The following is a 13,835-nucleotide window of genomic DNA, read 5'->3' on the forward strand; positions in this document are numbered from 1 at the left end:
TTTATTCCAAATATGTCGGAACACGATACAATTTATATACTTGCTATAGAATCTTCTTGTGATGACACTTCTGCGGCAGTTTTAATGAACGATAAAGTGCTCAGTAATGTTGTCGCCACCCAGGCTATTCATAAAGAATATGGAGGGGTTGTACCAGAACTTGCATCAAGAGCACACCAACAAAATATAGTGCCCGTTGTTCATCAAGCCATAGCTAAAGCAAATATCGATAAAAAACAATTATCAGCCATAGCATTTACACGCGGACCTGGACTAATGGGTTCTTTACTGGTAGGTACATCATTTGCAAAATCATTATCATTAGGCTTACAGATACCGCTTATTGAAGTTAACCACATGAAAGCCCATATTTTAGCTCATTTTATAGATGACGAAACTATGAAGACACCGTCATTTCCGTTTTTAGCTTTAACCATAAGTGGAGGTCATACACAAATTGTTCAAGTGAACGATTTCTTTGACATGAAGATTATTGGACAAACTTTAGATGATGCCGTAGGGGAAGCATTTGACAAGAGTGCAAAAATTTTAGGGCTGCCCTACCCTGGCGGACCTTTAATTGACAAATATGCAACAACTGGTGACCCTCGCAAATTTGAATTCACCATACCGAATGTAAAAGATTTAGATTTTAGTTTCAGCGGATTAAAAACGAACATACTCTATTTCATTCAGCGACAAATGAAAGAGAATCCTGATTTTATTAAGAACAATCTAGAAGATATCTGCGCATCTATACAATATACCATTATTACGATACTGATGAAAAAACTAAAAAAAGCAGTAAAGCAAACTGGCATAAAAGAAATTGCCATTGGCGGCGGCGTGTCTGCAAACTCTGGTATTCGAAAGGTTTTGACCGAAGCCCAAGCAAAATACGGATGGAAAACCTACATACCCAAATTTGAATACTGTACAGATAATGCTGCTATGATTGGTATTGTAGGATATCAGAAATACAAGAACGAACAATTCTCTCAACAAGATGTTACGGCTAAAGCCAGATACGTTATATCATAGTCATTAAAATAAACCACATGCAATTATTTTACAATCCTGATATTAAAGACACTGACAGTACTTTCACTTTCGATAGTAATGAAAGTAAGCATATTGTTAAGGTTTTGAGAAAAAAAATTGGCGACGAATTATTTATTACCAATGGCAGTGGTTACTTATTTGAAGCTAAAATAATTAGTGACAATATAAAAAAATGTGAGGTTGAACTTATATCCTCCAAAAAAACACATCCAAAATCTCATTGGTTACATATAGCAGTGGCACCAACAAAAATGAATGATCGCTTTGAGTGGTTTTTAGAAAAAGCTACCGAAATAGGTGTTGATGAAATAACACCTATAATTTGTGAAAGATCAGAACGCAAAGTATTAAAACTAGAACGTATGCAACGTGTACTAGAGTCTGCCATGAAGCAATCGCTACAAACATATTTGCCAAAACTAAACGAACCCATAAGCATCTCTGAGTTTTTAGAGAAACCTGTATCTGAACTTCAATTTATTGCACATTGCGAAGACACAGAGCGCCATGAACTAAAAAGAAGAGTCGCGGCAGATAAAGATGTTACTATATTAATTGGCCCTGAAGGTGATTTTTCTCCTGAAGAAATTAAAAATGCCATGCAAAAAGGCTATGCACCAGTTGCCATGGGTAAAACAAGATTAAGAACCGAAACAGCAGCAATTGTCGCATGCACTATAATTGCGACAATTAATAACGGGTAATAGAATCTCTAAAAAAACAGCTTCAACTAATCACAACCTATTTTTTGTAGATTTGAATATGAAAAAAATCATTCCTGCCTTTCTCTTTTTTATATTGTTTTTTGGCTGGTCTATCAATGCCCAAGAAATAGCTATTTTAAAATATCAAGGTGGTGGCGATTGGTATGCCAACCCTACTGCATTGCCCAACTTAATCAAATACTGTAATAATAATATCGACACAACCATTGACAGCAAACCTGAAACTGTAGAAGTTGGTAGCAGCGCTATTTTTCAATATCCCTTCTTACATATGACAGGGCATGGCAACGTGGTATTTTCAGATGAAGACCTAGAAAACTTAAGAACCTATCTTTTATCTGGAGGCTTTTTACATATTGACGACAATTATGGCATGAAGCCCTATATTACCAGAGAAATCAAAAGGCTTTTCCCCAATACAGAATTAGAGGAATTGGGTTCTGAACATCCTATTTTCTCAAACAAGTATACCTTCCCAAAGGGATTACCAAAAATACACGAACATGATGGGCAACGGCCACAAGCATTTGCCATATCACACAATAACAGAATAGTCTTGCTATTTACCTCAGAATCAGATTTAGGCGATGGCTGGGAAGACCCTACAGTACATAACGATACCGCAGAGGTTAGAGAAAAAGCTTTACAAATGGGCGCAAATATTATAACCTACGTTTTTAAAAATTAATCAATGACCTCAAAAACCATCTCACAAGGTATATTAAGAGCTATAGGTGTATTAATTGGCATCGCACTTTTACTTTATTTTCTATATACGATACAATCTGTTATAGCTTATTTAGCAATTGCAGCCGTCACCGCATTAATCGGTAGCCCTTTAGTCCGTTTTTTTAGATTACGACTTAAACTACCTAATATACTTGCGGTAATCATTACAATGATTTTAATGGTTGGATTATTGGTAGGTATTATTGCCTTATTCATTCCATTATTATCAGAGCAAGGCAAAAACTTGTCGCTACTCGACATTGATGAGTTACAGACAAGTCTAAATACATTATATCATCAAATTACTAATTATTTGGGGCTTTCTTCTCACATTGTAGAAGATGTCATTGACGATGCTGGTTTAGAAAAAAATATTTTACAAGGACTAGATATTGGCTTTATACCTAACTTTTTAAATTCCTTTTTAAATGTTTTAAGTACAGCAAGTATCGGCTTGTTTTCCGTTCTTTTCATATCCTTTTTCTTCTTAAAAGATAGTAAATTGTTTGAGCACGGTTTATTGATATTTATTCCAATAGATAAAAAGAAAGGCACCACAAATTCTATTGGCAAAATTAATGGACTATTATCACGATACTTTGTTGGGTTGCTACTTCAAATATTTATTCTCTTCGTCATTTACACCATAGTTTTACTAGTCGTAGGTATTGAAAATGCTGTAGTAATCGCATTTCTTTGCGCACTATTCAACATTATACCATATATAGGTCCAATAATTGGTGGCGTAATTATGTTGACACTAACCATGACTAGTAATTTGGGTTCAGATTTTAGCGAGGTAATACTACCAAAAACAGGATATGTATTCATAGGATTATTAATTGGTCAGCTGGTAGACAACTTTTTCTCTCAACCATTTATATTTTCAAATAGTGTAAAATCTCATCCCTTAGAAATCTTCTTAGTGATTATTATTGCCGGATTATTATTTGGCACCGTAGGTATGATTGTCGCCGTACCTGGGTATACCGCTATTAAGGTTATTCTGAAGGAATTTCTATCTGATAATCAAATTGTGAAATCTTTGACCCATAATCTCTAGGCATTCGTGAATTCTGAAATACTAGTTAACGATGTACAAGAGTTTATCAATGATAATTTAAATATTGATATTCATAAAATACTTTTATCTAAATCAAGATTCCTCCATGTTTCTTCAAAAGAACTAGTTGAGCAAATAGAATCGAAATTGAAAGCGAAAGCGAAATTACCTACTTGGTTTGGTACAGATAACATCTACTACCCTAACAAATTAAATCTTTCGCAAACCTCTTCAGAAATTACAGCGAACTATAAAACCACATTAGTTCATGGTACTAAGATTATTGATTTAACCGCTGGGTTCGGTGTAGACTCTTTTGCTTTTAGCAAGAAAATGAAGCAAGTTATTCATATTGATAAAAATGAGAATTTATCAATAATTGCACAGCATAACTTTAAACAACTAGACGCTGCCAATATAGAATGTATTGCTACTAACGGATTAGAATTCCTTAAAAAAACCAACAAGCCTATAGATTGGATATATATTGACCCTTCAAGAAGAGATAAGGATAACAAAAAGGTCTATTACTTATCTGACTGCGAGCCAAATGTTGTTAGCAACATGGACCTTTTACTATCAAAGGCATCAAACCTACTTATTAAAACCGGTCCGTTACTAGACCTTAAAAGTGGATTGAAAGAATTGTCGCATGTAAAAGAAATTCATATTGTAGCTGTCAATAATGATGTAAAAGAAATTCTTTGGTTGATTGAGAAAGATTATGAAGGTGAACCATTAATCAAAACATTAAATTATAAAGCAAAGACATTACAAGAATTTCAATTCCATTTAAGTGAAGAGCAGATTACCGACGCGCAATATTCAAAGCCACTTAATTACATTTATGAACCAAATGCAGCGATTTTAAAATCTGGAGCATTCAAATTATTAGGAGAACGTTTAGATCTTAAAAAAATACAGTCCAATTCTCACTTATACACCTCAGATGAATTTATTTCATTTCCTGGTCGAATATTCAAAGTAAAAGGCGTTTATGATTATTCTAAAAAATCATTAAAAAAAGAAGGTATAATTAAGGCAAATATCACCACAAGAAATTTCCCGGATTCGGTGATTAAAATCAGAAAGAAATTGGGAATTAAAGATGGTGGAGAAAACTATCTTTTTTGCACTACAGATATGGAGCAAAATTTAGTCGTAATTTCCTGTTTACAGATCTTTCAAGATCATTAGAAGATAAAAAATAGCTTCAAATTCATAACATTTAACACTTATTTAAAATAGCTATAATTGCAAAACTACAACGTTGTAAATTACCTTTTAACGTAATTTTTATCTACATATTAAAATGAAAATGTTAAAAATTTAACGTGTAAAATTCCAAATTTATCTATAGCTAAATTATTGATATCCCATTATTTACACCTATTAATACAGATTATTACAATAACAATACCCCCAAATGGTTTTATGACCTTCGAAAATTAACGTTGTTGAATTATTCATATTTAAAGGAAAAGTGCTATTATTATACCTGATTTTGATTTTTTTAACATTTAAACACTGCAACTAAAAATTTTAAAGGGTCAATTTCAATACATTTAATTTAAACTAACAAACAACAACGATTATGAATCAAAAACGTGATTACACGTTGATGAAATCCAAAAAAAGGTCTTCCTTTATTAAGACTGGAGTTTTATCAATGCTTGTTTGCTTAAGTGCCCAATTGGCCCAAGCAAATGAAAACACAAGTACTTCAAACGAAGTTGAAGTAAAAACACTTCAATCTACTATTACAGGAACCGTTCTTGATGACACTGGCCAACCATTACCTGGTGCTAATGTCGTAGAAAAAGGTACTACTAATGGTACACAAACAGATTTCGATGGTAACTATAGCTTAAATGTATCTGATGGTGCTACATTAGTATTTAGCTATATAGGATTTAAAAGCACACAAATTGCAGTAAATGGTCAATCTAGCGTTAATGCAACTTTAGCTGAAGATGCTGCCGCTCTTGATGAAGTTATTGTATTAGGGTACTCTACACAAACAAGAGGTGATTTAACTGGTTCAGTAGCATCTGTAGATGTATCTGAAGCAACAAAAGCACCGGTTGTAAATGCTGCTTCAGCATTACAAGGTCGTGTAAGTGGTGTAACTGTAGTACAAAATGCAACACCAGGTAGCCCACCAAAAATAAACATTCGTGGTTTTGGTACAAGTAACAACACCAACCCATTGTTTATTATAGATGGTCTACAAACAGATGATCCATTTGTTTTAAACAGTATTAACCCGAACGACATTGATCAAATGAACGTTTTAAAAGATGGTGCTGCAGCTATATATGGTGCAAGAGCATCTAACGGGGTAGTAATTATCACAACCAAAGGTGGTGGTTACAATATGGATAAACCTATTGTATCTGTTGATACATATACTGGATTTTCTTCTGTAGCAAATGTTCCTGAGCTTTTAAATGCACAACAATTAGGTGATGTGTTGTTTCAAAGTTCTGCTAACGACGGTACAGCTTTTGACCACCCGCAATATGGTAATGGATCATCTGCAGTTGTTCCTTCTTCTTTAAATGGATATACAAGAGTAGTTTCTTACGACCCAATTACTAGAGGTCCTGCTTCAGCTACAGTAAACCCAAATGGCACAGATTGGATTGATGCTATTACAAGAACTGCAATTATTCAAAGCGTTGCATTTTCTGTAGCAAACGGTGAAGAGAACAGCAAGTATTCTCTTTCTGCAAACTACTTGAACAACCCAGGTAACCTTTTAAACACAGAATATAAAATTGGACAAATTCGTTTAAATTCTGAATTTAAAATAGGTGATAAAATACGTATTGGAGAGCACTTTAGTACTGCTTACAGCAATTCTAAAGGAGGTAACGGTGCACAATACGAAGAAGCTGTTAGAAGTAGCCCGCTAATACCATTATATGACGACAACGGTAATTATGCAGGTACAGGTGCCCAAGGTACTGGTAACTCTAGAAGCCCATTAGCACAATTAGGTAGACAAAGTGACAACTTCAACAAGACTATTAGAATTTTAGGTGATGTTTATTTATCTGCTCAATTAATGGACGGTCTTACTTTTAAAACAACAGTTGGTGGTACTATCAACTCTTTTAACACACGTAGTTTTACTGCATTAGACCCAGAGCATAGTGAGCCATTAGGTACCAATACGCTAAGAGAAACGAATCAAGATGGTTATTCTTGGACTTTTACCAATACATTGAACTACAAAAAAACGTTCAACAACAGTAAAATTGACGCATTAGTAGGTATAGAATCTGTGGAAGATGGTGGTAAAGGAAAAACAATTAGCCGTAATGGTTTCTTGTTCGAAACACCAGATTTTTACTTATTGAATAACGGTAGCGGTACACCTAATGTTGATGGTGCATATGATTTTAAAACATCATTATATTCATTGTTTGGTTCGGCAACATACTCTTATGGCGACAAGTATTTTGTTACAGGTACATTACGTAATGATACTTCTTCTCGTTTCACAGGAGATAACAAAAGCGCAACTTTCCCGTCTGTTAGCGCAGGTTGGGTAGTTAGTAAAGAAGATTTTATTTCTTCTGATTCAGCTTTAAGTTGGTTTAAATTCAAAGGTTCATGGGGTCAATTAGGTAATCAATCTTTACCGGCAAGTAACCCTACTATTAACATCTCTTCTCTTAATGAAGGTCTTGCAAATTATGCAATTGACGGTAACTCTATAGCAACAGGCGCTATTTTATCTTCTGTAGGTAACCCAAATTTAAAATGGGAAACCAGTGAAGCAATCAACGCAGGTGTTGAATTAGGTTTTTTCAACGATAAGTTAAATGTTGATTTTGAATGGTTCAAAATAAAAACTAAAGATTTAATTACTCAAGATAATAGCTTGATAAGTACTACTGCTATTGATGCTGGTGCACCTTTCGTAAATGCAGGTAATGTAGAAAACACTGGTTTTGATGTTACGCTACGTTATAAAGATGAAACAACATCTGGCTTTAAATATGGTGTTGATGTAAACTTCTCTCACTACAAAAACGAAGTAACCGATTGGATTAGCGAGTTTCAAGTTGGTGATGAAAGCTACCGTGGTGGTGCAGTTTCTAGAACTCAAGTTGGCGAAGCTATTTCAACTTTTTATGGTAGAGAAGTTATTGGCTTTACAGATGCAGGTAGATTTGAATATAGAGATGTTAATGAAGATAATGTAATCGATGATGATGACAGAACTTTTATTGGTTCTCCACACCCAGATTTCACTTACGGACTTAACTTTAACCTAGGTTATAAATCTTTTGATCTGTCATTGTTCTTGCAAGGATCACAAGGAAACGATATTTACAACTACACTAAAATCTTTACAGATTTTCCAACTTTCGTAGATGGTAACCGTAGTGTAAGAGTATTAGATTCTTGGACACCTACAAACACTAATGCTACTTTACCAGCATTAAGTAATACTATACAAAATAGTGAAACACAACCAAATTCATACTTTGTTGAAGATGGCTCTTACTTACGTCTTAAAAACATACAATTAGGTTATGCTTTCTCTGATAAAATTGCCAACACAATTGGTTTAGATTCTTTCAGAGTTTACTTACAAGGCACAAACTTACTTACCCTTACTGGATATGATGGATTTGATCCTGAAATCATTTCTTCAGTAACTGGTAATAACCTAACAATAGGTGTAGATAGTCAGGTTGTTCCACAATCTAGAATTCTTACACTTGGATTTAATTTAAAATTGTAAAAAAATGAAAAAGAAATTAATTTATTTATTCTCACTATTCGCAGCTATGAGCGCCTGTAGTGATGACTTTACAGAGCAGCCCGCTATTGGTGCTCTTAGTGATGCCGCAGTACAAAATGAAGATGGTGTAGAATTACTTTTAATTGGAGCCTATTCAACATTAGATGGTATACGTAATAACTTAGCAGGAAATGGTTTTGCTGCAAGTGGAGACAACTGGTGGTTTGACGTTTTAGCTGATGATGCACACAAAGGTAGTACCGATGGTGATCAAGCTGAACTTTTTGAAATGGAGACCTACAATTGGACAACAGCCAACCCTTATATATTAGGAAAATGGTCGTCAACTTTTGCTGGTATCAATCGTTCAAATGCCGTTATAGCATTAATTGCAACAATAGAAGATGCTGATTTAACAGGTAAACTTGCTGAAGCTCGTTTTTTACGTGGTCATTTCAATTTTGAATTGCAAAGAATCTACGGAAATGTACCTTACATCTCTGAAGAAAACTATGCAAATACAGAATTTAATCAGCCGAACTCTGGTCCTATCTGGGATCAAATAGAAGCTGACTTTCAATTTGCTATTGATAACTTACCTGCAACTCAAGCGCAATCAGGTAGACCAACTTCTTGGGCTGCTAAAGCGTATTTAGGTAAAGTTCATTTACAACAGTCTGAGTGGGCTCCTGCTTTTGATTTATTCGAAGAAGTAATTAATGATGGTCCTTATGCTTTAAATCCTGAATTTGTAGCGAATTGGGAAAGTGCTGGAGAAAACAGTTCTGAAGCAATTTTTGCAATTCAATTTACTGCAGATGATGGTCAGTCTTTAAATGGAAATATCGGTGGAGTATTAAACTTCCCTAATCCAGGTCCATTTGGTTCTTGCTGTGGTTTTTACCAACCATCTCAAGATTTAGTTAATGCATTTCAAACTGATGGATCAGGTCTTCCTTTATTGGATACTTTTAATGATACTGATGTAGCAAATGATTATGGTCTTGAAGATGCAGATGCATTTACAACACATACAGGTCCTTTAGATCCAAGATTAGATTATACAGTAGGTAGAAGAGGTATTGATTATAACCGTTATGGTACTTTCCCTGGTCATTCTTGGATTCGTGCAACTTTCTCAGATATTTCAGGTCCTTATTTACCAGCTAAAAATGTTTACCAATCAGGCGATACCGACAATCAAGGTACAGGTGCATGGGGTGAGCAACACGCAGGTATCAACTATCACATAATTCGTTATGCTGATGTTTTATTAATGGGAGCTGAAGCTGCTGCTGAAACTAATGACTTAGCATCTGCTTTAACATGGACAAACTTAGTTCGTAACAGAGCTAAGAACATGACTTATATTCAAAATGAAGCTGGTGATGCCGATGCTGCTAACTATGCCATAGAGCCTTATACATCTTTCGCTAGTCAAGACTTCGCTAGAAAGGCTGTTCGTCATGAGCGTCGTTTAGAGCTTAGTATGGAAGGTCACCGTTTGTTTGACCTTAGAAGATGGGGTAACGCCGCAAGTGTAATGAACGAATACATTGCAAATGAAAGTCGTACAATACCTAACTTTGCTACTAAAGCTAAAACTGTTGAAGCAAAACATAATGTATTGCCTATTCCTTTAACTGCTATCGATTTAAGTGGTGGAATTTTACAACAAAATGACGGATTCTAGTCAATAGAATTATTATTAATTAAAAGCAGGACATTTTGCAATGTCCTGCTTTTTTTTTGAATAAAACTCAAATAAAGCAGAAACACAAATTCTATAGTAATCAATAAACTAAATAGTAAATTATAACAGAATCTATTACTAGTTAGACTGTAACATTTTCATAAAAACAAACTAGTTAAATCTTTAAGTAAGTACACAACTACTTGTGATATTCAGTACAAAAACACTATTTTGGTACTGCAAAAATGCAAATCAACATTTGCGAACATAAGACACTTTATCACATTATTTTCTTTTCAACAAACTCACGACAAATTGAATACTTCTTCTCTAGTAAATAGCACTAAAAACCCGATTATGCGAATCTTTTCGGTCATAACAATTACATTACTTACAATCAGTATTTTTTCATGTAATCAAAAAGAATCTACCTCACTTTTTAAAGTGGTCTCTGCTTCTGAATCAGGAATTGATTTTAACAATAAAATTGTTGAAACTGACAGTTTCAACATATTAACCAGTGAATACATATTTAATGGTGGTGGTGTTGCAATTGGCGATTTCAATAATGACAATATGCCCGATATATTTTTTAGTGGAAACCAAGTATCTAATAAGTTATACTTAAATCAAGGTAATTTCAAATTTAAAGATGTCTCTAAAGAATCTGGTATAGAAGCACTAAATAAATGGAATACCGGTGTTGCTCTGGCAGATATAAATAACGACGGTTTTTTAGACATTTATGTATGTTCTGCCATGCTAGACAGTGCTGAAGAAAAGAAAAACATTTTATACATAAATCAGGGTTTAAATAAAAATAACATACCCACATTTATAGATAAGGCTAGTGAATTTGGAGTTGAAGAATCAGCCAATAGTATGGGAGCATCTTTTTTTGATTATAATAAAGATGGGCTTTTAGATTTATATGTTTTAAACAATGTTGACATTCATGTTTTACCTTCTAACTTCAGAAAGAAAATTACTAATGGCTCTGCGTTGAGCAATGATAAATTATATAAAAACAATGGCGACGGTACTTTTACAGATGTCACCATAGAAGCTGGCATAACTATAGAAGGTTATGGTTTAGGACTTTCTATTGCCGATTTAAATTACGATGGATGGTCAGATATCTACGTAAGTAATGACTACCTATCTAATGACATTCTATATATAAACAATCAAGATGGTACCTTTTCAAATAAGATAAAAGAGAACACGAAACACCAAAGTAAGTTCTCTATGGGTAATGATATATCTGATTTCAATAATGATGGCTATTTAGATATCATCACTTTAGATATGCTTGGGGAAACCAACGAGAGGTTAAAAACTACTTTATCAGGAAACAAGTACACCGAGTATATCTTAAATGACCGTTTTGATTATGAATACCAGCACACCAGAAACATGCTGCAGAAAGGCAATGGAAACAATGTACCGTTTAGTGAAATTGGTTTAATGGCAGGCGTATCAAAAACAGATTGGAGCTGGTCTCCCCTATTTGCTGATATGGATAACGATGGCTATCAAGATATATTAATTACAAATGGATTTCCAAGAGACATTACCGACTTAGATTTTGGTGATTTCAAATTTAACGTAAGTAGATACCTAAGTCCCGCACAAATTTTAGACTCTATTCCTAAAATAAAGATTCCTAATTACGCCTATAAGAATAACAAAAACAACCAGTTTACAGATGCGAGCGAAGAATGGGGAATAGGCATTCCCTCTTTCTCCAATGGTGCAGCATTTGCTGATCTAGATAACGATGGTGATTTAGATTATATCGTAAATAACATAAACGACGAAGCTCTTATTTTTCAAAACAATACGGATCAAAAAGATGGTCAACATAATTACCTAAGTATAGAGTTATTAGATACTTCTTTAAAATCGCTAAAGACAGGAGCAAAAATTGCAATAAAATTTAAAGACGGTACTTTTCAATACCAAGAACACCATACGTATAGGGGCTATATGTCTACCGTGGAAGATATAGCGCATTTTGGACTAGGTGATAAAAAGCAAATAGCATCTGTTGAAGTACTTTGGGCAGATTACAAGTTTCAAAAATTAGAGAACGTTGAAAGTAACCAAAGGTTAACCATAAAATACGAGGATGCAAATTCTATCGTTTCAGAAGATTTAAATTTTCCATTTGTCGCAAAAGATGTAGCACCAATTTTCAAAGAGGTTTCAAATGCTATTGGTATAAACTATTTACACGAAGAAAAAGATATTGTAGATTATAATATACAACGAACTATACCACATAAACTTACACAAAATGGTCCTGTTATAGCTACCGGAGATCTTAACGGCGATGGTATAGAAGATTTTATTATTGGCAGTTCTTCAGGTATGTCTCCTCAATTATTTTTTCAAGACAAAGAAGGTAACTTCAAGCAAAAGACATTATTTAGCGATGAAGAAAATAAAATGTATGAAGAGGAAAGTATTGCTTTATTCGATTTGGAAAATGATGGCGATTTAGATATGTACTTAGTTTCTGGTAGTAATGAATTTGACTTAGAAAGCATTCACTATACAGATCGATTATTACTGAATGATGGTAAAGGAAACTTTACGGTTTCAATCGATAAAATGCCAGTGGTTAAGGCAAGTGCATCAGTTGTCTCCATCTCAGATTTTGACAAAGACGGTTTCGTCGACCTCTTCGTTGGTGGCAGAACCCCTTATTCAAAATATCCCACTGCGGAAAAAAGCTTCTTACTAAAAAACGAAAACGGCATATTAAAAGATGTGACAGATAGTATTACTCCAGAATTAAGAAACCTAGGTATGGTTACCGATGCAGTTTGGGCAGATATTGATTTAGACGGAAATGATGACTTGATTATTGTTGGTGAATTTATGCCTATCACTATTTTCAAAAACAATAGAACTAGTATCGATAAATTAGAAAAAACAGGAGTTGAAGAACTTTCTGGTTGGTGGGAAAGTATTGTAAAAACTGACATAGACAATGATGGTGACATTGATTTTATAGTAGGTAACTTGGGTATGAACAACTTCTATCAACCATCATCAGAAAGACCAGTTACCGTAATAGCAAAAGATTTTGATAACAACGGTACTATTGACCCTGTCATGTTCGCTTATTTTAAAGAGAGCTTTGACAATCCTACATACAAATCATTTCCAGTAAACTTTTGGGGAGATTTAAATGGTCAAAGTCCACTATTTAGAGGCAAATTCAGCACTTTTAAAGAATACTCTAAAGCAACCATCTCAAGTTTATTTAACGATGAAGAATTACAAGGATCAACAAAACTTATTGGCAATTTCGATAAAAGTATAATTTTAGAAAACATGGGCGATGGTACATTTAAATACAATGCATTACCAATAGAAGCACAAGTTGCTCCAATTAATGGAATTACGACATTAGATTATAACAATGACGGCAATGAAGATATATTGTTGGTAGGTAATGATTTTGGAAATGAAGTCTTCATAGGACGATATGAGGCTTTCAACGGCTTATTATTAGAGAATGATGGCAAAGGTGATTACAAAACCATTAATACCATTGAAAGTGGATTTCTAGTTCCCGGTGATGCCAAAAGCATCATAAAGGTAAATAGTAATCAAGAAGACCGACCATACTTTATTGTTACTCAGAACAGAGATTCCGTAAGGGTATTTCAGAAGAACTAAAACTTGTATTACTTTAAAGAAATCGGCTGACATATTTAAGAAATATGTCAGCCGATTTTTGTTTATAAAAAAACTCATCCTGAGCTATAAAAACACTTGGCTTATGAT

General features: G+C 34.1%; 8 protein-coding genes. All 8 read left to right on the forward strand.

What is annotated here, in order from left to right; all coding sequences use genetic code 11:
• The first annotated feature begins 12 nt into the window (after positions 1-12).
• The 8 genes from tsaD to QSV08_RS08690 all read left to right on the forward strand — a co-directional run bounded on the left by tsaD (position 13) and on the right by QSV08_RS08690 (position 13,727).
• Positions 13-1,041 (forward strand): tRNA (adenosine(37)-N6)-threonylcarbamoyltransferase complex transferase subunit TsaD, encoded by a 1,029-nt coding sequence (gene tsaD, locus QSV08_RS08655; protein ID WP_324027993.1) that lies wholly within the window; start codon positions 13-15, stop codon positions 1,039-1,041.
• Positions 1,042-1,058: 17 nt separating this feature from the next.
• Entirely contained in the window at positions 1,059-1,766 is a 708-nt protein-coding gene (locus tag QSV08_RS08660) for a 16S rRNA (uracil(1498)-N(3))-methyltransferase (RefSeq protein WP_324027994.1), read from the forward strand.
• Positions 1,767-1,824: 58 nt separating this feature from the next.
• Complete coding sequence (locus QSV08_RS08665) at positions 1,825-2,475, forward strand: DUF4159 domain-containing protein (RefSeq protein WP_324027995.1); 651 nt, start codon at positions 1,825-1,827, stop codon at positions 2,473-2,475.
• 3 nt (positions 2,476-2,478) lie between these two features.
• Positions 2,479-3,579, forward strand: a complete 1,101-nt coding sequence (locus QSV08_RS08670) for an AI-2E family transporter (RefSeq protein WP_324027996.1) — start codon at positions 2,479-2,481, stop codon at positions 3,577-3,579.
• A gap of 6 nt (positions 3,580-3,585) precedes the next feature.
• Positions 3,586-4,776, forward strand: a complete 1,191-nt coding sequence (locus tag QSV08_RS08675) for a class I SAM-dependent methyltransferase (protein ID WP_324027997.1) — start codon at positions 3,586-3,588, stop codon at positions 4,774-4,776.
• Between the two features lie 397 nt (positions 4,777-5,173).
• Complete coding sequence (locus tag QSV08_RS08680; RefSeq protein WP_324027998.1) at positions 5,174-8,341, forward strand: SusC/RagA family TonB-linked outer membrane protein; 3,168 nt, start codon at positions 5,174-5,176, stop codon at positions 8,339-8,341.
• Between the two features lie 4 nt (positions 8,342-8,345).
• Positions 8,346-10,034 carry a RagB/SusD family nutrient uptake outer membrane protein gene (locus tag QSV08_RS08685; RefSeq protein ID WP_324027999.1) on the forward strand — a complete coding sequence of 563 codons (1,689 nt, stop codon included), beginning with the start codon at positions 8,346-8,348 and terminating at the stop codon, positions 10,032-10,034.
• Between the two features lie 357 nt (positions 10,035-10,391).
• Positions 10,392-13,727: a VCBS repeat-containing protein gene (locus QSV08_RS08690; RefSeq protein WP_324028000.1), complete on the forward strand. Its 3,336-nt coding sequence runs from the start codon at positions 10,392-10,394 to the stop codon at positions 13,725-13,727.
• Positions 13,728-13,835: the final 108 nt, after the last annotated feature.

The organism is Maribacter sp. BPC-D8 (assembly GCF_035207705.1).
Classification (GTDB): Bacteria; Bacteroidota; Bacteroidia; order Flavobacteriales; family Flavobacteriaceae; genus Maribacter.